Raw genomic sequence first — 21,012 nt, 5'->3', positions numbered from 1 at the left:
CAGAGTGGAAGAAGCGTCTTGCGTGGCATGACATGATGAATACTAAAACGTATGGGTCTCTCTCGTTAACCAAGCAAGTGCATCATCTCTAGGGGAAAACTCGAGTGATCGTCACGGAGTATATCTTTGAGTCTCCATTCGGAGCCATGACAGTGATCGACACCGTTCTGGGGAGCAGTGGTAGGAGTGGGAAGGTTGCATGACCTGTTGGAGCCCCGGCCCCGGCTGTGACGTCGCCGGACATTACGGCATTGGGGTCGGATTTCGTGGCCGAGACGGTCACGCTGTCGACACTGAATGGAACGTCCAACGTGTAGTCCATGGCATTGGGAGCAAAGTCAGGAACCAAGGGGCCTCCTGTCACAATTAATGCCGACAGGGTGGCGTCGCTCGATGGCGCCGCTCGGTTCACCGTGACGGTATAGGTCTTGGGGGCTCCTCCACTCTGAGCGGTCACGGAAATCGACACGGCGGTCGGGGTACCAGGTCCGCCGAGCGGGAAGGTCTCTTGACCTGATGTGGTGCCGGCCGGGATGGTGATGGATCCGATCAGCATCACGGCATTCAGATCGGACTTGGTAGCGGCAACGGTTACCTGATCGATGGTGTTAGCCACATTGACCGTGTAGGTCAGGACGTTCGCATTGAAGTCTGGGACCAACGGTTGAACGGCAGCATTCGCCGTTACTGTCAAGGCCGACAGAGTGTCATCGCTCGATGCGGCCCGGTTCACCGTAACGGTATACGTTTGAAAGACTCCACTTGGCGCGGTCACGGTGATCGATACCACCTTGCTTGTCCCCGGCCCATCGAGCGGGATGGTTGCTTGGCCGGTTGCAATTCCAGCTCCGGCTGTGACGTCGCCGGACATCACGGCATCCGCATCGGCCTTGGTTGCAGAGACCACAAGGCTAGGGACAGTGGTCGCCACGTTTACCGTGTAGTTCAATATATTGGCAGCAAAGGCGGGATCCAGAGAACCCTGCGTTACGCTCAAGGCCGACAGGGTATTGTTGCTCGAAGGCGCCGCTCGGTTTACCGTGATGCGGTACGTCTTCGAGTCGCCATTCGGCGCAGTGACAATGACCGATATGATCTTGGTGGTCCCTGGCCCGTCCAGCTGAATAGTTGCTTGTCCTTGGCTGGGCACATCACCGGATATCACGGCATTCGGATCCGATTTGGTGGCGGAGACGGTCACGCTGGTGACGTTGGTTGCCACGTTCACCGAGTAATCCAAGGTGCTTGATGTAAAGGCGGGAACCAAGGAGCCTTGTGTCACCGTTAAAGCGGACAGATTGTTGTCGCTCGATCGGAGTCTCGTGACGGTGATGGTATAGGTGGTCTCGAGTCCATTCAGTGTTTCCACCGCGACAAGGATTGTTTTGGTCGATCCCGGTCCACCAAGGGTCACGGACCGTTGCGAGGTCACGACCCCATCGATCGTGACTATGGCCGTACTGTCCTTCGGGGCAGCTGTCACGGTGACGCTGGTTGCAGCGGTCGGCGCGTTGACCGCGTAGGTCGTGGTATTGGAAAAAAATGCCGGCTGGAGGTCACCAGGGGTAACCGTGAGGCTGGCCAAGGGCGCTGCGACGTTTTCCGAAACTGACGCGGTGTCCGCGCAGCCGTAGGCACTCAAGCCGATTGCGAGAATCAGAAGCGTGACAAGCCATTGTCCCGTGGAGATGAGGTTCCGTTTCATATGACGCCGATCACTTTCTTTTAAATTAAGGAGTGCCGGACTGGTTCATGCTTATAAACGCCAACCATAGGCGCTGATACTACGAGAGGGGTTGAACTCGGTCGAGCCCTACATAGGTAAGGGTTTGCCGTCATTGTGCGGAGAGGAGGTCTGCTGCTGAACGGACGAGGTTATAGCGGTGGCATCGCCATTGTCCGTCGGCGCGAGAGTGTGGGAGCTGCTTCGCGTGGAGCGGCGGTCAGCGCCCGGTTTCCGAAGTGCCCTGTGATTTGGCGAGGAGCTCGGTCTTGGAAGGGATCTGCGTAAGAAGGTCCGGCCGGACCTGAAAGACACCTTGCAGACGTTGACCGCTGGCATAGAGGAGATTGCCCGCCTTGTTGCCGAGGGTCAGTTTTCCCATGGTCTTGCCGTCCTTGCCGGTCGCCACAAACTCCGCGGCTGGCGCGAGGAGCCCATAGGGGGCAAGCGGCGCGGATTGTTTCATGACGCGTTCTTCCGCGGGAAGATTCGCGACTCGGCTGACAAAGAGATCCGCCGCTTCTTGGCTGATTTTCTCGTGGGGCTGATCTTCGAGCACCCACTCGCCGGTCTGGTTGATCAAGACGTACTGATGCTCCCGTGTCTTGACCGACAACATGGCGATATCGGTGTAGTCGAGGCCGAGCAGTCGTTTGTCCTGGAGCGTGAAGAGTTCTTTCGTGAGATCTCTGATCAGCGCGGGGTTGATGCGATAGAGCGGGCCGTCGGCGGTGGTCTCCGCGATGGCTTCTCCGCTCTGGGGGTCCGGTTGATACAGCCGGACGGACTGGTCCCCGGCTGCCGTATGCAGCGTGATTTTGAGCTTGGGGGTCGTCAGAGTCTTGGCTATGGTATCGCGTTCAGGGCCGGGATCGATGATGCCGAGCGCTTTCAGATCTTCCAATCGAAACATCAACGAGCGGACTTCATTCTGGTCGGCTTCGGCTTCGATCGGATAGCGGATCTTCCACAACGGTTTCGGCTTATCCTTGGCCATGTTGTACAGCACGATTTCAGTGGTGGCATAGGTCAGGCGGACTCGTTCGATGTCATTCTGGACAAATCGCAAGAGCTCTTTTCGGCGGAATGTCATCAACGACCTGTTGATGAAGTTCTTCGGCGCCAGGTTGGTCAGCAACACGCTCCGGTCCGATGCCCGAAGCACATAGAGGGTATTGGACAGCGGACCGCTGTCGCCGATCGAAATCGTCTCCTGTTGTGTCCCGGCCGTGACGGTGAGGGTGGTCACCGGCTGTTCAAGGCCGAAGGCCGCCAACTGTGTCGCCTGTTCCTCGACGGTTCTGGTGACGGCTCCTGTCACGAGCGCTCGAATCAGCGCCTGCACTTCGCGCTGATCGGCGTCCGTTTGAAGCGGAGCCACGATCGACCATTTGCCCGGTTCCGTCAGCTTGAATTCGATGGGCCCCTGAGCGGTGGTGATCGAGAGGCCGGTAATGGCGGTGTCCGGAAAAGGCAGGAGTTGCTTCTGCGCGCGTTCCTGCTTTTCTTCTCGCTGCTCGGCGGGAAGCTCCACCAGGTAGAGATAGGTTCCTAGACCAGCCAGGAGGAGGAACATGAGGAGGGTCGGCCAGTAGCGAGTCATAGGCTAGAGACGCCGGCGTTTTCTCCACACGATGACGCCGGTGAGCAGCGTCAGGAGTGGAAGGAATACGACCTGGATGTAAATCAACGCCCGTTCTTGAGTGGGGTTGGGTGTGAACGGCCTCAATGCCGGCTCTTTCGGAGCGATGGAAATCAAATCCCGTTCCTCGGCCAGCCAACCGGTCGTGTGGAGAAAAAAGTCGCTGTTGCCGGGGAAGTTGAAAAAGGCATTGGAGGCGAAGGTGGAGTTTCCGATGACCACGATCGCGGGCCGAGGCGTGTTCTCCTCCGGGGCCTTCTTCGGCGTCAGCGCGGCCGCCATGGGGAGCGGTCCTTTCACGTCTTCCTTTTCGTTCAGGCTCACGACCCGGCCTTGCATGTTCGTTTCAGCCCAGCTGTTCGGCGAGGTGCGGGCCAGCGGCACGAAGTCCCAGTCTTTCCCGACCTGCTCGTCGAAGGTCACGTGCCGGGACAGCGGCAACAGCACGGCGGAGGTCAGGTCTTGAGTGATCTCATGCTCGGTAAACGTCCTGACCAACAGCGCGGTGAGGTCTCCCTGGGCCAATCGATCTTGCAGATCGACTAACACCCCCGATCCCAGGCCAAGCCCCCAGCGGGCGAGCAATGATTCCAGCCCGCTCTGTGTATCGGGATCGGTCAAGACCAAGAGATGGCCGCCCTTCTCGACGTAGGCCTGGATACGGTCCTGCTCGTCCTTCATCACGGAGCGGCGCGGCCCTGCCAACACCAGCACAGCGGTATGATCCGGCACGGCAGATTCCTTGAGAAGCGAGACTGTGCCGACCTCATAGCCTTGTCGGGTCAGGGCCTCCTTGGCAATGGAGAGACCGTTGCGGTCCTTATCCTCGACATTCAGTTCGCTGTGGCCTTCGACGAAGACGATGCGCTTCTTGGCATCCTTGGAAATGCGGATCAAGGCGCCGGTCAGTTCCACCTCCGAGGGAGAGGTGACGCGGATCGTTTCGCCGTTGCTCTCGAAAATGGCGGTATCGGTTCGGAAGATTCCATAGTTCTGAGCCAATTTCGGCTGTTTTTCCGGATCGATGAATTCCACGCTGAGCTTGGGAGAGGCTTGCCGATAACTCTCCAGCCGCTCCTTGAATACTTGATAACCGGGATCTTTTTCTCTCGTGAAGACGGTAATTTTGACGTCGTGGGGCAGACCGCGAAGCACTCGGTGGGTTTGTGGAGCGAGCGTGAAATTCTGACTTTCCGAGAGGTCCCAACGGATCGAGTGTCGAGAGGCCAGAAAGTTCACGATGACCAGAATGCCGGTGAACAGCACGATCATCAGGAAGCTATTCAGCCCCATTCTGGTCGAGCGTCGTCCGGAGAACGTCTTGACCGCCTCGAAATGGAAGACAAAGAACAGGACAAGGCATCCCAGCGCCAACCCTTCCGCGATCGTGACGGCCCACAGCCAGTCGGGCCGAAGGCTGTAGGTGATCATGCCGCCGAGGCCGAGCGCGATGCCGAGAATGCCGAGAGGAAAGGATCTTAGACTCATTTCCAGCTGGTCGACTCCACGACGCGATGGGTGAGAAACAGCATGAGCGCCAATCCGCTGCCGAAGTACAGGAGGTCGCTCGTGTCGATCAGCCCCCGCACCAGCCGGTCATAATGTTCCATGTATGAAACATATGAGATGACGCGGCCCGCGGTGGTATCTCCGAACAGGCTTCCCAGTCCGGCGATCAACCAGATGATCAGGAGCAAGCCGAAGCTCACAAAGGCGGCGACGATTTGATTTTCCGTCAGCGCCGAGGCGAACAGGCCCACGGAAAGAAACAGGGCTCCCAGCAGGACCATGCCCAAATAGCCGGTCCAGATGGGATTCCAGTCGAAGTCGCTGAACAGCATCAGCACGGTGGGGACCAAGACGGTCAGCCCGACGAGGCCGAGATAGATCACGAAGACACTGACGAATTTGCCGACAACGATTTCATGGATTCTGACCGGCGAGGTCATCAAAAATTCAAAGGTTCGCAGCTTGCGCTCTTCCGCGAACAACCGCATGGTCAGGATGGGCAGAATAATCACGAGGACGATCCGCATGCTCGCGAACAGATTTCGGAAGACCAGATCGTTCAAGTTGATCTGGGCCGTTCCCCCCTGCATCTGCATCAATTGGATGGCTTGCGCCCCGGCAAAACCAACGTAGAGGTAGGAGAGCAGTCCGAAGATCAACAGAAAGACCGCGCCGACCACGTAGACGATGGGAGAGACGAAATAGCCGCGCAGTTCCTTGGCGATGATGGCTTGCACCGGGGTCATAAGGTATCTATGAGTCCGTCCTTTCGGCGGTGACCATGCCGACGGCGGCCTCAGGCGGTTCGGAGAGCTGGTCCTCGTGGCGCGTGAGCTGGAGGAAAACGTCTTCCAACGTCATGGACACGGTGCGGAGCTCAAGCAATCCCCATTGGCTCGACACGGCTACGCGCGCGATCTCGTCCCGTAGGTCACGGCCCAGCTCGCATTCGAGAAGGAAGCTTCCTCCCGCCTGTCCGGGAAAAACGTTGAGCACGCCGGGAATCGCTCGAAGCTTCATCTCGCAGTCCGTCGGGCATGCCTTGAGGGTAATCGAAACTTTCTCCGATTGACGCAATCGGGCCGACAACTGTTCGGGGGTATCCTCCGCCACGATGCGGCCTTTATTGATGATGACGACCCGTTGGCAGACGGCTGTCGCCTCCGGAAGAATATGGGTGCTGAGAATGACGGAATGCGAGCCGGCCAGGCTTTTGATCAACTCTCGTATTTCAATGATTTGTTTGGGATCAAGGCCGACCGTCGGCTCGTCAAGGATCAACACCGGGGGATCGTGTAAGAGCGCTTGCGCCAACCCCACGCGCTGACGGTAGCCTCGGGACAGGTTCCCGATCAACCGATGGCGGACGGAGCCCAGCTCAAGCCGCCCAATCGATTGGTCGAGCGCCGACGAGAGCTTCGGTCCCGTGATTCCGCGGAGTCGTCCGACAAAGGTCAGATATTCCGCCACGGTGAGTTCCTGATAGACCGGCGGCGTTTCCGGCAGGTAGCCGATCTGCCGTTTCACCTCCAACGGCTGCTCGGTGCAATCAAAGCCCGCCACTCGCGCCGTGCCTTCGGTCGCCGGCATGAAGCAGGTCAAGATCCGCATCGTGGTTGTTTTGCCGGCGCCGTTGGGGCCAAGAAACGCCAACACCTCGCCTTTGGCCACCGAGAAGGTGACGCGATCGATGGCCGTATGATGCCCGTAGCGCTTGGTGATGTTATGAACGTCGATCACGAATGTGGTATCGGTGCGAACAATCGCGGAGATTGGAGCGGTACCGCTCTCGAAACAACACCATGTTCCTTGACGAAGGATCTTACTCACTCCGTTCAAGGCAGTCAATATACGGGCAGTAGGGTGCGTATCAAGCCTGATGGGGCATCTACGCAATGTCGGGAACGTGATCGCTCGGCGATGCTCCACTGTCGATTCCGGCTCCGCGCGAGCCACCGGTCTTGAATTTAACTTCCAGCTCGTTTATATAGGGGGCGCGACGAAGCCTATCCGTTGAATTTTCCCTGCAGCCTCTCTTTCGTTCGCGGAGGGGAGCTCCATACGGAAGTGGGGGAGCCGATACTCCAGTCGGTATTGTCGAAGTCCCCCGCCTTTCATACTCTGAATCGACCAGTGGTCTCATCGTTGCCATCAAAGGGAGGCGATACCCAGCATGCACACTGAGCTTCATCAGAGTCGGCTTTCATCGTCGTCCACATCGTTTGCCGTCATCCTCTGCTTGTCGTTGGGGGCCTGTTCCTGGGTTCCCAAAGGAGATATGCAATTGGATGTCGGGATCAAGGATCGGGGCGTCGCATCGTGGTACGGCGAACAGTTCCATGGCAGGCAAGCGGCGAACGGCGAGTTGTTCGATATGGAAGCGTTGACGGCTGCCCATCGGACGATGCCTCTCGGCAGCGTGGTGCGTGTGGTGAATTTGACGAACGGCAAGCATCTCTATGTCCGAATCACAGACCGGGGTCCCTACGAGAAAGGGCGGATTCTCGACCTTTCCCATGGTGCGGCTGTCCAGTTGGGCATGACGCACGAAGGGGTGGCCTATGTGCAGGTTGAGATCGTCGGCGAACGCCGACCGGAGCTGATGCTGTTGTCGGAACAATTCTCAGACCGAGCGGCTTCGCTGCTTGCCGATGCGCGGCCTTGGACCGATCGGGCGTCGCATGGGATGGCCCATCCGGCGAGAAACTTCCTTGGCGACCTCTGGATTGCCAGGCGGAACCGCTGGGCCCTTGCGGTGCTGGCGGTCACCCATCCGGCCGGCACGCCGGTCGCATCGTTGGTCCTCAACTAACAGGCTGTTGAAAAAGTCCGCCCGCGGCGTTCCCCGCCTTGCCGAAGCGGCTTCGCGAGGCAGGTCGCATCGCTCAGAGGCTCATCGTACCAACCGGGAGAGAGCTGCCCTGGGCAGGTCGGGGTGGGTCGGGTGAGAAAGGTTACGCCTGGCCTGGGACACTGCCGGCCGGACAGCCTTTTCGAACAGCCTGCAGGCTCCTGTGAAGGTTCATCTTGCTGGTCCCACTCAGGTTGACACGGTGCAAAGCTCTCCACTAGACTGCAGTCTTCTCGTCGGCGGCTGACAATACGTGAGTTTATCGAAGGGGAGGCATGGAGCGATGGCCAAGAAGCGCGCAGCGGAACCGGATGAAGTGAAGTTGAAAAAGAAGGTCGGCGCAAAGCTGACCAATCACGACAACCCTGAGGGTGACGCTGCTCTCCGGTCACTGAGGAAACGTTTGAAGAGAGAGCAGCGTAAACGGCGGGCGCTTGCGCAACGGAAGAAACGAGCCGCCGGGAGCAAAGGCGCGGCTGCCGCCCCTGCGTCGGCCTAATCTTTCAACGGGCACGGTCGTGTCAGGTACTGATCCATGGAAGAAGAACTGAAGTCCCCCCAGGGTATTACTCCTCTCAGCCGGCAAACCGGTGAGGAGCCGCCCGCGGATGAAGCAGCCGATCAGATGCAGGCTGTCACTTCCGCCGCTGAGGCGGGAGCGACCGGCCGAGACACGGTCGCGCTGGACGAAGAGCAGGTCAAGGACGAGATCGACATTCAGATCGATCTGCTCGCTGATCCTGATTGGGTGGTCCGCCGCGAAGCGGTGATCACGCTGGGCGAGATGGGTGATGAGCGTTGTGTCGAACCGCTGGCCCGCGCGTTACGAGACGGTGATTGGCAGGTTCGAGAGGTCGCCATCGAGGCGATGGGGCAGGTGGGCTCTCCCGCCGTCGAGACACTCCTGAAGCTGCTCCGCGATTGGGAGGTCCGTAAATACGCGATTGCTTCGCTCGGGAAAATCCGCGACGAGCGGGTGCTTGATCCCTTGGTGCTTCAACTTCGGAACGATGAGTTCAAAGATGATGCCGTGGATGCGTTGGTTCAACTGGGGGAGCCGTCCGTCGGGCGGCTGGTCGCTGCTCTTCGTGATAAGGACGAAAATGTTCGCAAGTGCGCCGTCCGCGCCTTGGGGCGGATCAAAAGCGGCGAAGCCATCGATCCGCTCATTGGGATGCTCGGTGATAAAGACTGGTATACGCGGTTGACGGCCGCCGCCGCGTTGGAGTCGATCGGCGACGAACGCGGCCGCGAGGCGATCAAATCGTTGCTTAAAGATCCCGATATGGTGGTGAAGATGCGGGTGGAACGAATTCTTGCGAAGTGGAAGAAGCCCCCGATCTCTCAAGCGGCCAACGCCTGAGTTAGTTGTTCAAGAGTTGGTCCATTCGCTGCTGGAGTTCGTCCAGCTTTTTCATTGACACCTGTTTCCCTGTCGTAATCTCCAACTTCACCTCCCGCAGCGATCCGGCCATGTCCCTGAGGGGGTTGGTCGCGGTATCGGATTTGACTCCCTTCGCGGCGGCTTCCACGGCAGTGACGGCTTCGGCCAATTCTTTCGCCGCGTCGCCGAAATTGCGATCGACGAGGTGCGCCTTCGCCTGGACTAATCGAGACTTCGCATCCACGAGCCCTTGCCGCTTGCGCAGATCGCGTTCGATCCCGAGGGTCGTGTCCAATACGTTTCTGGATACATCTTTCAACGACTGTTGAAGCTCCGCGACCGTTCGCTGAAGCGTCCCGACGGGCCGTTGTCCGAGATAGTAGCCCGCTCCGAACGCCCCGGCGAGCAGCAAGAGAACAGCGAGAAATTTAACCATGATGGCCCTCGATTAGCGGTGACGTTGTGACGAGCCCGACCGAGTCAACTGCTGGAGCAGGCTGTTCGCGCTTGCGATACGCACGGCCTCGTCCGAGTCGTGCAACCCCTTGACCAAGATAGGAATGGCACTTTCGCCGCTTTTCCGCAATCCCTTGGCGGCCATCAGGCGAGGAAGCGGCTGCTGGTCCTGTAAGAGCTTGTGGAGAATCGGCAGTGCGTCTTTCTCGGCGGAGGCGCTCAAGGCCTGCGCCGCCGCGCCACGGATGGAAGGGTCGGGATGCCGAGCGAGCTCCGTGGCCAGCGTGAAGGCGGAGGTATCGCCCAAACGAATCAATCCCTCTGTGGCGCCGGCACGGACATGGATATCCGAGTCTCGTGTGAGCGCCAGCAGCAAAGGCCGATTGTCCTTGATGCCGAGCTTTCCAAGACTTGCCGCCGCGAGACCGCGCACCATCGCCATCTCGTCCCCGATGGCATGCGTCAGTGGAGCCACGCCGCCAGGGGAACCAAATTCTCCCAGTGCTCCGGCAGCGAAGGCGCGCACCGACGGATCGGGATCATACACGGCTTGCGCCAGGACCGCCAGGCTGGCCGGACGTTTGAGGCGTCCCAATACCCCCAGCGCGGCCATTCTCGTCTCCGCGTCCGGCAGGGTCGCGGCGCTGGTGATATCGTCCAGCTTTTCCACATGTCCCAGCTTGAACAGCGCGGCGTAGGCGAAGATGGCCTCAGGCCCATCCTCAGTGCGAGCGACATCCAGCAACCGCTGCTGAACGTCGGTGGCCTGTGCTTCCCCGAGCGCCGTCATCGCGGCGATGCGGACGGTCGGCATGTCATCCCGCAACGCGCGGCGCAGAGCGCCGGACTTTGCCGCGAGTCCGGCTTTTCCGATCGCCTCGGCGGCGCGCGCGCGCACGACCACCGAGGCGTCCAGCAAGCCGTCCTCCAAAATCGCGGCGGTCTCCGCCAGGCCCAATTCCGCGAGGGCCGAGTAGGCTGCAATGCGGACATGTTCTTTTCGGTCTCGAACGTGGCCGGTGATCACTCCGAGTGCCAACGGACGGAGCAGCGACGCATCATGGGGTTGTCCCGGCTGGGTCAATTTCGCATAGATGGCCAAGGCTTCGTCCGTTCGCCCCAGGCGGACATGGCTGAGCAGGGAGAGGCGGAGGAATGCGTTCGAGGGCGTCGCCTCCGGTGGAAGACCCCGGTAGAGAGCGATCACTTCGGGGTAGTCACCGGCCTTGAAGAGGGCCGTGGCTTTCGATTCGACCGTGGAAGGGGGGCCTGCCGATGCCGGAACGAGAGACCCGGTGACGAGAATCAGGAGAAGCGCGCCGGTCACACACGCGAGTGTAGAAATGGATCGCAAGCCGGCGCGCAGAGGATACCGGCCTGCCACGCGGTGCCGAGTTACCATGTCGTCGGTTGCCGCACCGTGGCGGCGCGGTACATCAGGCCGACGTAGTCCTTCAGCATGCGCGTGGTGCAGAACTGGGGCGCGATGGTACGGATGCATTCTTTGACCATTTGAAGCCAGCCCCTCGGAATCCCGTCACGATCACGCTGGTAGAACAGCGGCACGACCTCTTGTTCCAAGACGTGATAGAGCTGTTCGGCATCATGATGATCCTGCGTCTGCGCGTCGGCCTGTTCGCTGAGCGGCTGGATGCCCCACCCGTTGGCTCCGTTATATCCTTCCACCCACCAGCCATCGAGGACGCTGAGGTTCAACACGCCGTTCAGGGCGGCTTTCATGCCGCTGGTGCCGCTGGCTTCCATCGGAAAGCGCGGGGTATTCAACCAAATGTCGACGCCCTGAACGAGATATTTCGCCATATGCATCTCGTAGTTTTCCAAGAACGCCACGCGACCGCCCAGCTTGTGGTCGTGGCAGAAGTTCAGGACTTCGTGAATGAAGTATCGCCCTGGTTCGTCGGCGGGGTGGGCCTTGCCGGCGAAGATGAGTTGGACCGGCCGCCAGCGGTCTTGGAGGAGCGCCTTCAGCCGTTCTAGGTCTCGAAAGAGCAAGGTCGCTCGTTTGTACGTCGCGAACCGCCTGGCAAACCCGATCGTCAAGGCCTCGGGATCCAGGAGCGTGCCGCGCGTGAGCACTTGAGACGGCTGGAGATGCCCATGCATCCAGCCGACCCTGGCTCGCTCACGGATAAAACTCATCAGTTTCCGCTTCATCGTTTGCCGGACCGCCCACAGCTCGTGATCCGGCACATCCATCACCCGCTGCCACATGGCCGGATCATCGCAGGTATGGGTCCAGGTCGGGCTGAGCGACTTGCTGTAGAGGTGGTGTAGCTCCGGCGAGATCCATGTCGGCGCATGAATGCCGTTGGTCACGCTGCGGATGGGGACTTGGTCGGCCGGCAACCCCGGCCAGAAGTGTTGCCACATCTCTCGTGAGACGCGGCCATGTTCGCGGCTGACGCCGTTGACGTGCGCCGAGAGGCGCATGACCAGCGCGGTCATGTTGAAGCCGTGTCCGCGCGACTCCGGAGTTTCTCCAAGGCGGAGGAATTCGTCCCGCGAGAGGCCGAGTTGTTCCCAATAGCCGGCAAAGTATCGATCCATCAGATGGTGCGGGAAGACATCGTGTCCGGCCGGCACGGGGGTATGCGTGGTGAAGACGGTGCTCTGACGGACCAGCTCCGAGGCTTCCGCGTGGGACGACCCCTTTTGAACGAATTCACGCACCCGCTCCAAGGTAAGGAAGGCCGAGTGCCCTTCGTTCGCATGCCAGATCGACGGCGAGATGTTGAGCGAGCGCAACATGCGCACGCCGCCGATCCCCAACAGGATCTCCTGACAGAGGCGCATTTCTTGATCCCCGCCGTAGAGACGGGCGGAGAGGGCTCGGTCCTCCGGGCTGTTTTCCGGCACATCCGTATCGATGAGAAAGAGCGAGATTCTTCCCACCAACACTTTCCAAACAGTCGCGGTCACCCGCCGACTGCCCATCTCGACGGCAAACCGACAGGGTTCTCCCGACGGGGTCAGAGCCTGATGAACCGGGGATTCATCGCGGTTGAACGGGGCGTAGGCCGCCTCTTGCCACCCTTCCGGCGTGATCCGTTGGCGGAAATATCCTTGCGGGTACATGAATCCGATGCCGACGAGCGGCAAGCCGATGTCGCTCGCCTCCTTACAATGATCTCCGGCCAAGATTCCGAGACCGCCGCTATAAATGGGCACGGAGGCATGGAGGCCGAATTCGGCCGAGAAGTACGCAATCGCCGATTTCGTCAAATCCGCATGGTGCGTCCCGACCCAACTTTTCTTGTTGGCCAGATATTCGTCGAACAGGCGGAACACCGCCGAGTATTGGCGGAGAAACGACGGGTCTTCGGCCAAGCGCGTGAGCCGGTCCGGCGTCACATCGGACAGGAGCTTGACCGGATTATGGTGCGTGAGAAACCACAGGGTCGGATCGATCATTTCGAACAATTGGCGGGCTTCCAACGTCCAGCTCCACCAGAGATTTTGCGCCAGCTCGGGCAGACGATTGAGGGTTTGCGGGAGAGAACCGTTCACCACGTTAGGAGAATCCACAAGCACTCCTTTGGTCAAGGTCACGTAATCAGGATCGGCAATGACGGGCGATCACCGGTTGCGATCAGGCGTGCCCGGCCTTATGCCACGAGGCCCAGTCTTTGGAGAATGCCACGGCGGCATAACGTTCGCCAAGGATTTTTGCAACCCGGTTCAGGAGTTTGGAGAGCTGCTGCAGTTCGGACGTGCTGAGGTCCTCGCGAAACCGGGGATGGAGCCCCCAACGGGTCTCCACTTCTTCGCCCGACACGCTCGACATCAAGCTGACAAGCTTGATCTCCTGGCCGGTGGACTTTTGCTGTTCCGTCGAGGTCCCGACGTCCGGAGGCACGACGTGCGGAGCGTCTTGAGCGGGAGGAGCCTGCCCTTGCAGGACTGCGCTGAGCGCCGGCACGACCGCGCTTGCGCAAAGTGTCGCCGCGGAGCGGAGCTGCGTGTTGCCGGCCGTGCCGAGGGCCTCGGCGACTTTGTCGCCGAAGTCGCGGAACATCTCGTTCTTTGCCTTCGAGTCTTCGGTGATCAGGAACTTGTAGTGCTCGTAGGCTTGCCGACTTTCCGCCACGGTGGTTCCGATCGTCATGACGATTTCCATCTGATCCGCGTTATTTCCGAAGGCCGGTTCCAGCGCGCGCTTCAGCTGTTGCGTCACCGCGTCTTCCAGCCCGTTCATGAACTCCATCTGGTCCTTGAGCGGAATGTGCAGGGCCACCAGCCGATCCGCGAGATTGAACATGACCTTGAGGAATTCCAGATAGATGCCCCACTCTTGCTGCCGCTTGAGCTTGAGCGCCTGCTCCGGCGCGGTGTGCTTCATCAGTGTGACCGATTCGCCCGACACGGCGAGCATCAGTTCGGCCAGCTGGCGGAGGCGTTCTTTGTAGTCAGTGTCGGTGGTGGCCATAGGTCTGCTCAAGCGCAGCGGGGATTATAGCGGAGACGTGTGTGTCGATAAAAGGGGTGAACACAGCTGTGACCTTCTGAAGCGTTCGCTACAAGGGAGCCTGCAAGACCGCCTTGCCGGAAAACTCAATGGACCAGGAACATGGGTCAGAGCCCTCTCCGCATGGGCGTGATGATTTCTCTTGGGGAAAAGGGTATTCTCCGGCGGCACCTCGCAACTCTTGAGCGAAAGATAGGAATGTCGCTTCACCCTGATTTTCCGAACTCGCCTTACGAGCCCCTCATCCCTGACCAGCGCTGGTTTCCAGCCGACGAAGCGCTGAGAAGCACGGCCTATGAAAAACTGCTGCCGCCGTTGGTTGCCAAAGTGCGGGAGGAAGTCTTTGCCTGGCGAACCGATCGATATGCCGGCGCGTCCGCAACCTCAGCCGCCTTGCTCCGCCATTGGTTTGAAACAGAGCATTTGATCGAAAATGCCGACGGCTCTCTATCGCCGTTCCGCTATTATTTTGCTCAACGCGAGGCGGTGGAAACCGTCGTCTGGCTCTTCGAGGTCCGGCGTGCACGTGACAAGTACGATCTGCTCCGATTCGACGCGTCCGGCGCGGTCTCGTCCGGCATGTTCGACGAAGACTGGCCCCGTTATGTCTTAAAGATGGCAACCGGCGCCGGGAAAACCAAAGTGCTTTCCCTGCTCATTGCTTGGAGCTTCTTTCATAAACTCTACGAAGCAGACTCGGCGCTGTCGCGTAACTTCCTCGTCATCGCGCCGAACATCATTGTGCTCGATCGGTTACGCGCCGACTTCGACGGCCTCAGGATTTTCTTCAACGACCCCATTCTGCCCGGCAACGGCCATGAAGGCCGGAACTGGCGGGACGATTTTCAGCTCACATTGCACATACAGGACGATGTGCGCGTCGTGCGCGACATAGGCAACCTGTTCTTGACCAACATCCACCGCGTCTTCCTTGGCGAGGTGACCGACCCCTCATTGGATGACGACGATCTGCGTGATTACTTCCTCTCGCCCTTCGGCCCCAAGCCGATCGGCAAGACCACCGACAGCCGGACCGATCTCGGCGAAATCGTCCGCGAGGTGGAGGAACTGGCCCTCTTCAACGACGAAGCGCACCATATCCACGACCCGAAGATGGCCTGGTTCAAATCTATCCAGGACATCCATCACAAGATGCTGCAAAAGGATTGCCGCCTCGCCTTGCAGGTCGATGTGACCGCCACGCCGCGCCACAACAACGGAGCCATCTTCGTCCAAACCGTGTCCGATTATCCGCTGGTCGAGGCCATTCATCAGAACGTCGTGAAACATCCGGTGCTGCCGGATGCGGCCAGTCGCGCCAAACTGCAGGAACGCAAGAGCGCCCTCTTCACGGAGAAGTATGCAGACTACCTCGCGCTGGGGATTGAAGAGTGGAAGAAGAGCGCTGCCGAACACCAACAACTCGGCAAAAAAGCCGTGCTCTTCGTCATGGTGGACGACACCCGCAACTGCGACGACGTGGGCGTCCATCTCGAAAAGATCTGCCCCGAACTGCAGGGTGGGGTGCTGGTGATCCACACCAAGAACAACGGCGAAATCTCCGAGGCCGCGTCGGGCAAGAAAAAGGAGGAACTCGAACTGCTCCGCAAGCAGTCGAACGAGATCGATTCCTGGATGTCGCCCTGCAAGGCCATCGTCTCGGTATTGATGCTCAAGGAAGGCTGGGACGTCCGCAACGTGACGGTCATTGTCGGGTTGCGGGAATACAGCGCGGAGAGCAAAATTCTTCCCGAGCAAACCCTCGGGCGCGGCCTGCGCCGGATGTATTTCGGCACTGATACAAAAGAAACCGTCTCGGTCATGGGAACTCCTGCCTTTATGGAGTTCGTCGAATCCATCCAGACTGAGGGCGTCAGTTTCGAGCACGTGCCGATGGGCGGCGGTACGACACGCCAGGACTCGCTCATTGTCGAAGTGGACACAGAGAATCCGGATAAAAATCTCGACGACCTCGACATTCCGCTCCCCAAGCTGACCCGCCGCTTTCAGCGCGACTTCAAAGACCTCGATGCGCTCGACCCCGCGGCCTTGGGCAACAAACAACTGCCCCTCAAACCGTTCACGCCCGAGGAGACCAGGGAAATCGTCTTCAAAACGATGCTCGATTCGGAGATTCATCATACGATTCAACTGGACGGCTCAGGGCCTGCCGACTTCCGCTCCGTCGTGGCGTTCTTTGCGCGCCAATTGCTCAAAGATTTACGGCTCGTTGGCGGCTATGACGTGCTCTATGGGAAAGTGAAAATCTTCATGCGTGAACAGCTGTTCGCCTCGTCACCGGTGAACCTCGAAGACCCGGTAGTGCTCCGCAATCTCTCCGAGCCGGAAGTCGGCAAAGTCCTGTACGACGCGTTCAAGACCGCCATCAATGCGCTGACCATTCAAGACAGCGGCACCACGCACATCGAGGCCCGGATTCGTCTTCGCGAGACGCGCCCCTTCCGTACCGAGCATCGTCCATTCCTCGCGGCAAAGAAATCCATTTTCACCAAAACCGTCGGGGAGTCGCAGTCCGGCGGTTTTGAGCTGTCGTTCGCTGCCTTTCTGGAATCCGCGAACGACGTGGCGGCCTTTGCCAAGAACTACCTGGCAGTCGGCTTCAAGCTCGACTATGTGAGAGCCGACGGCGACCTCTCCACCTATACGCCGGACTTTATCGTCCGCACCATCGACGGCACAGTCTGGGTCGTCGAGACCAAGGGACGAGAGGAGTTGGATCTGCCACAGAAAATGGCGCGGCTCAAGCTGTGGTGTGCCGACGCGACGGTTGCCGAAGCGAACGGACGGCGGTACGACTTCGTCTTCGTGGATCAACTAGGATTTGAGAAACATACGCCGGGCACGTTTGCCTCGCTCGCATCGAGCTTTACGGAGTACAAACACAAATCATGATGACGCTCCGCCAACCCCTGACCGCGCAGATTCGCATCCGCGATCTGGATCACTCATTTCTTGAACAGGAATCCGCTGCCTCATGAACTCGTTCAGGACTGTCCGACTCTCCGAATTGGCTATTCCGCAGCGGCTGGTCACGGCGCTGACCGACATCGCCTCGGCGCGAGGACGGCAGGCGCTCTACGGCAAGCAAACTCCACAGGTGCTGAAGGCTCTCCGCGAAATGGCGTTGGTGGAAAGTGTCGAATCATCGAACCGTATCGAGGGTGTCACCGTTGCGCGGGATCGCTTGCGACCACTGGTGTTGGGGCGGGCCAGGCCCACGAACCGTTCCGAAAATGAAATAGCCGGTTACCGGAGGGCGCTGGCATGGATTCATGCCAAAGCTGATGAAATTCAGATCGCGCCGGATACGTTCCGGAAATTTCACCGACTGATCCACGGCGAAGTCGATCCGAGGGCGGGGGAATGGAAGGATCGCCCCAACCACATTGTGGCGCGTTATTCAGATGGTACAACGGAGATCCGCTTTAAGCCGGTCGAACCTGAGGATGTTCCCAAGGCAATAGAACATCTCTGCCTCCTGTATCAGCATGTGCTGGAGCAGAAGCAGGTCACGCCGATTCTGGCTGTGAGCGCGCTCATGCTGGATTTCCTGTGTATCCACCCCTTTGCCGACGGAAATGGCCGGGTTTCCCGGTTACTCATGCTGCTTGCGCTGTACCAGCTTGGCTACGAAGTCGGGCGATACATCAGCTTGGAGCGGTTGATCGAAACGACCAAGGAATCCTATTACGCGCGCCTGCATGAAAGCTCTCAAGGCTGGCATGAGAGTCAGCACGACGTGCTTCCGTTTTTCTCGTACACCGTGGATGTGGTCAATATGGCCTACACCGAGTTTGAGCGAAGGGCGGGCCGTGAAAGCGCCGGGCCGGCGGCGAAGGCAGAACTGGTTTCCTATGCGATCAACCACATGATGGGCGAGTTCTCCGTCGAGGATGTGGTCAGGCAGTGTCCGGGAGTGAGTCGCGCGACCATTCGCCTGGTCATGGCCCGGCTGCGGAAAGAGGGTCGGGTTGAAGCCATCGGGCGTGGCCCTGGGGCACTCTGGCATCTGAAAGATGAAAAGAGCTAATGGTTGGCCGAAAAGAGATAAAAGAAGAGCTATTGAAGGATGTGGGGCGGATGAAGGGGATACTACCTCTTAAAAGAGGGGAAGAGAGAGGGTAAGAGCTGAGGTATGGCACGTCAACACGACAGCGAGAAATACGACCTCTCCGACGCTGAGAAGCGCGACCTGATCAAGCTCATCGAGCAGGGCAAGCCGCTGCCGGAGAAGTATCGCTTCCTCCTCTTCGCCGACAAACGCGAGGTCGAACTCGTCTGGAACGGCAAATCCCGCGAAGTCTGCACCGCCATCCTGCCTTTCCAGACGCTCGAACATATCGACGAGCCGCGGAAGGAACAGCGCGATCAGGGGGAACTCGGCTTCGACCTGGGCGGGCGGCAGATCAAGGGCTGGACCAATAAACTCATCTGGGGCGACAACAAGCTGATTCTCTCGTCCCTCAAGGCCGGGGCGCTCCGCCGCCAGATCGAGGACGCCGGCGGCCTCAAGCTCATCTACATCGACCCGCCCTTCGACGTGGGCGCGGACTTCAGCATGGACATCGAGATTGGCGGCGAGACCTTCCACAAGGAGCCGAACCTCCTCGAACAAATCGCCTATCGCGACACCTGGGGACGCGGCGCGGATTCCTTCATCGCCATGATTTACGAACGGCTCATCCTCATGCGCGATTTGATGCACGAGGAGGCGAGCATCTTTGTTCACATCGGGCCAAAACTTGCGCCGCACGCGAGAATGATCTGTGACGAACTTTTTTCTAACAAAAATTTGCTGGGCGAAATTATTTGGCAGAGAACCGATCCGCACAACGACGCAGTGAATAAACTTGGCGTAGTCACCGACAGAATTCTGTGGTTCGGCAAAAGCGACAAATACTATTACGATTCCGACATCGAACGAACTGAACTCTCGGATTCGGCTGAATCTGAATACTCCCTCCTCGAACTGGAAGATGGCGAAGTTGTGAATTATCGCGGCAACGAATCGAAGAAGGGCAAACGGTTCAAACTTGAGAATGCGACTTGGAAGGGTAACAAGAACCGATTCGTTTGGCGAGGCGCTTCGCCATCGTCGAAGCGCGAATGGATTTACGATTTTCAAGGAATGGAAGCGGCATTGGCTCGTGGTGAACTTTATCTTCGCGACCAGAAAGTTGGATCATCACGATGCGTGAAGCGATATTTGGATGACGTGAAAGGGATTCCCCTTCAGGACATTTGGGATGAAGTTGGGCGGATGAAGGGTGGCACGGATTATCCAACACAGAAGCCAGACCGTCTTGTTGAGCGAATTATCAACATTGGCTCAAAAGAAGGCGATTTGGTCGCCGATTTCTTCTGCGGCAGCGGCACGACCGCTGCCGTGGCGGAAAAGCTCGGGCGGAAATGGATCGCCACGGATCTTGGCAAGTTCGGCATTCACACGACGCGCAAACGGCTGATTCAAGTGCAGCGGGAGTTGAAGGCTAACGGCAAACCCTTCCGCGCGTTCGAGGTGCTGAACCTGGGTCGCTATGAACGTCAGGCCTATCTGAATGTCGCCGGGCGGTTGACGGGCAAACAGAAGGAACAGGCGCTCGCTAAGAAGGAGCAGGAGTTCCGCGAGTTGATTCTGAAAGCCTATCGCGCCGAGCCGTTGCCCCATACGGGTTTCTTTCACGGAAAAAACAGCGGGCGGCTGGTGGTCGTCGGCCCGATCAACTTGCCCGTCGGTCGGCTGTTCATCGAGGAAGTCATCACGGAATGCCGCAAGCGCGGCGCCGCTCGCGTGGACGTGCTGGCGTTCGAGTTCGAGATGGGTCTGTTCCCAGCCGTCTTGGATGAGGCGAAGCAGAAGGGCATCGATCTGGCGCCCAAGACGATCCCGCCGGAAGTGTTCGACAAACGCGCTGTCGAGAAGGGCCAGGTGCGGTTCCACGACGTGGCCTATATCGAAGTCACGCCGCGTTTCGACAAGAAGGACAAGCTGACCTTGGCGGTGGAGCTGACGGACTTTTCCGTCTACTACTCGCAGGGTATTGCCGAATCCATCGCCGCCGAACTGAAGGAAGGCAAGAGCGAGGTCGTCTGTGAATCGGGCAAGTTGCTGAAGATCAGCAAAGACAAGCAGGGTGTCGTCACCCGCGACGTGCTGACTAAAAAATGGACCGACTGGGTGGACTACTGGGCGGTGGACTTCAATTACGAAAGCCGGCAGGAAATCATCAAGGTCCCGCGCGGCACCGGCCTCGGAGGGGTGCATGGCTTTTTGCCAGGGCAAGAGCCGGCGCAACGGGACCTTGAGCTGTCTGCCGACGATTTCGAGGAGCGTTGGACCGGCGCCTACATTTTCGAGAACGAATGGCAGAGCTTCCGCACCCGCCAGGACCGTGACCTGGAACTGAAAACCGCCACACACCGCTACGACAAGCCCGGACGCTACATCATCGCCGTCAAAGTCATCGACATCTTCGGCAACGACACCATGACACTGGTGCCGGTGACGGTGGGGTGAAGGATTCAGGGTTGGCGGAGCTTGAGCGCGGCGGCGACGATCGGTTTGGCCCAGTTCGGCGTGGACGCGAGGTCGGACGGGCCGAGAATGCTGCCATGCGCCAAATGCAGCACCGGTTTCAGCTTTGGCGTTCGCCCGGCTGCTGGGTCCGCGTCCCCGCTGTTGTCGTGCATATGCAGGGTGGTGAGGTGGGGGAGCAGCGTGATGAGGTTGAGACGGCTATGTTCGTAGCGCCGATGAATGTCGTGCGCAGGGATGTCGTGCCCGCCTCGGCTGACTCGGGCCTGCACGCGCGCGATGTGCAATTCCGGGCTGGACAGTCCCACGTACCAGACATGCACCTCGATGCCCTGTTCTGCTGCTCGGGCAAGGAGGCTTGTGATGGTATTCCCGCCGAGGGTGGTCTCAAAGGTAAAATCAGGC

The 21,012-nt window shown here is 59.2% G+C and carries 15 protein-coding genes and 1 pseudogene; 6 read left to right on the top strand and 10 right to left on the bottom strand.

Annotation, left to right across the window (positions count from 1 at the left end; genetic code table 11):
• Window positions 1-88 precede the first annotated feature (88 nt).
• The 5 genes from COMA2_RS11390 to COMA2_RS11370 form a co-directional block, all read right to left on the bottom strand.
• Window positions 89-1,705, bottom strand: coding sequence for a cadherin-like beta sandwich domain-containing protein (locus COMA2_RS11390; RefSeq protein WP_090897997.1), 1,617 nt, complete (start codon window positions 1,703-1,705; stop codon window positions 89-91).
• A gap of 238 nt (window positions 1,706-1,943) precedes the next feature.
• Window positions 1,944-3,326, bottom strand: coding sequence for a DUF4340 domain-containing protein (locus COMA2_RS11385; RefSeq protein WP_090897994.1), 1,383 nt, complete (start codon window positions 3,324-3,326; stop codon window positions 1,944-1,946).
• 3 nt (window positions 3,327-3,329) lie between these two features.
• Window positions 3,330-4,853 carry a GldG family protein gene (locus COMA2_RS11380; protein ID WP_090897990.1) on the bottom strand — a complete coding sequence of 508 codons (1,524 nt, stop codon included), beginning with the start codon at window positions 4,851-4,853 and terminating at the stop codon, window positions 3,330-3,332.
• A complete protein-coding gene (locus tag COMA2_RS11375; protein ID WP_090897988.1) occupies window positions 4,850-5,620 on the bottom strand; it encodes an ABC transporter permease in 771 nt (256 codons plus the stop codon). The genes COMA2_RS11380 and COMA2_RS11375 overlap by 4 nt, the downstream gene beginning before the upstream one ends.
• A gap of 7 nt (window positions 5,621-5,627) precedes the next feature.
• Window positions 5,628-6,614: an ABC transporter ATP-binding protein gene (locus COMA2_RS11370; protein ID WP_090898088.1), complete on the bottom strand. Its 987-nt coding sequence runs from the start codon at window positions 6,612-6,614 to the stop codon at window positions 5,628-5,630.
• Between the two features lie 433 nt (window positions 6,615-7,047).
• On the opposite strand from COMA2_RS11370, the gene COMA2_RS11365 reads away from it, so the two are divergent.
• The 3 genes from COMA2_RS11365 to COMA2_RS11355 all read left to right on the top strand — a co-directional run bounded on the left by COMA2_RS11365 (window position 7,048) and on the right by COMA2_RS11355 (window position 9,088).
• Window positions 7,048-7,686: a septal ring lytic transglycosylase RlpA family protein gene (locus tag COMA2_RS11365; RefSeq protein WP_090897985.1), complete on the top strand. Its 639-nt coding sequence runs from the start codon at window positions 7,048-7,050 to the stop codon at window positions 7,684-7,686.
• 322 nt (window positions 7,687-8,008) lie between these two features.
• Window positions 8,009-8,224, top strand: a complete 216-nt coding sequence (locus tag COMA2_RS11360) for a hypothetical protein (RefSeq protein WP_090897982.1) — start codon at window positions 8,009-8,011, stop codon at window positions 8,222-8,224.
• A gap of 36 nt (window positions 8,225-8,260) precedes the next feature.
• Window positions 8,261-9,088, top strand: a complete 828-nt coding sequence (locus COMA2_RS11355) for a HEAT repeat domain-containing protein (protein WP_090897979.1) — start codon at window positions 8,261-8,263, stop codon at window positions 9,086-9,088.
• A 1-nt stretch (window position 9,089) separates the two neighbouring features.
• Here COMA2_RS11355 and COMA2_RS11350 read toward each other — a convergent pair whose 3' ends face one another.
• The 4 genes from COMA2_RS11350 to COMA2_RS11335 all read right to left on the bottom strand — a co-directional run bounded on the left by COMA2_RS11350 (window position 9,090) and on the right by COMA2_RS11335 (window position 14,012).
• On the bottom strand, window positions 9,090-9,545 hold the full coding sequence (locus tag COMA2_RS11350) for a hypothetical protein (protein WP_090897975.1): 456 nt from the start codon (window positions 9,543-9,545) through the stop codon (window positions 9,090-9,092).
• A gap of 12 nt (window positions 9,546-9,557) precedes the next feature.
• Window positions 9,558-10,967 carry a HEAT repeat domain-containing protein gene (locus COMA2_RS11345; protein WP_175304549.1) on the bottom strand — a complete coding sequence of 470 codons (1,410 nt, stop codon included), beginning with the start codon at window positions 10,965-10,967 and terminating at the stop codon, window positions 9,558-9,560.
• Window positions 10,961-13,111 (bottom strand): alpha-glucan family phosphorylase, encoded by a 2,151-nt coding sequence (gene glgP, locus COMA2_RS11340; RefSeq protein WP_245630977.1) that lies wholly within the window; start codon window positions 13,109-13,111, stop codon window positions 10,961-10,963. Before glgP ends, COMA2_RS11345 begins: the two co-directional genes overlap by 7 nt.
• Window positions 13,112-13,175: 64 nt before the next feature.
• Window positions 13,176-14,012, bottom strand: a complete 837-nt coding sequence (locus COMA2_RS11335) for a hypothetical protein (RefSeq protein WP_090897972.1) — start codon at window positions 14,010-14,012, stop codon at window positions 13,176-13,178.
• Window positions 14,013-14,249: 237 nt separating this feature from the next.
• Between COMA2_RS11335 and COMA2_RS11330 the strand changes: the two genes are divergently transcribed.
• The 3 genes from COMA2_RS11330 to COMA2_RS11320 all read left to right on the top strand — a co-directional run bounded on the left by COMA2_RS11330 (window position 14,250) and on the right by COMA2_RS11320 (window position 20,589).
• Window positions 14,250-16,964, top strand: a complete 2,715-nt coding sequence (locus tag COMA2_RS11330; protein WP_090898084.1) for a DEAD/DEAH box helicase family protein — start codon at window positions 14,250-14,252, stop codon at window positions 16,962-16,964.
• 82 nt (window positions 16,965-17,046) lie between these two features.
• On the top strand, window positions 17,047-18,102 hold the full coding sequence (locus COMA2_RS11325) for a Fic family protein (protein WP_090897969.1): 1,056 nt from the start codon (window positions 17,047-17,049) through the stop codon (window positions 18,100-18,102).
• 105 nt (window positions 18,103-18,207) lie between these two features.
• Entirely contained in the window at window positions 18,208-20,589 is a 2,382-nt protein-coding gene (locus tag COMA2_RS11320; protein ID WP_090897966.1) for a DNA methyltransferase, read from the top strand.
• Between the two features lie 5 nt (window positions 20,590-20,594).
• On the opposite strand, the pseudogene COMA2_RS11315 reads toward COMA2_RS11320, so the two are convergent.
• A pseudogene (locus COMA2_RS11315) lies at window positions 20,595-21,012 on the bottom strand (ZTL protein); the annotation flags it as partial.

Origin of the sequence: Candidatus Nitrospira nitrificans, from assembly GCF_001458775.1 — a bacterium.
Classification (GTDB): Bacteria; Nitrospirota; Nitrospiria; order Nitrospirales; family Nitrospiraceae; genus Nitrospira_D; species Nitrospira_D nitrificans.
The sequence above is the reverse complement of the archived record's forward strand: the minus strand, read 5'-3'. Positions and strand labels throughout refer to the sequence as shown.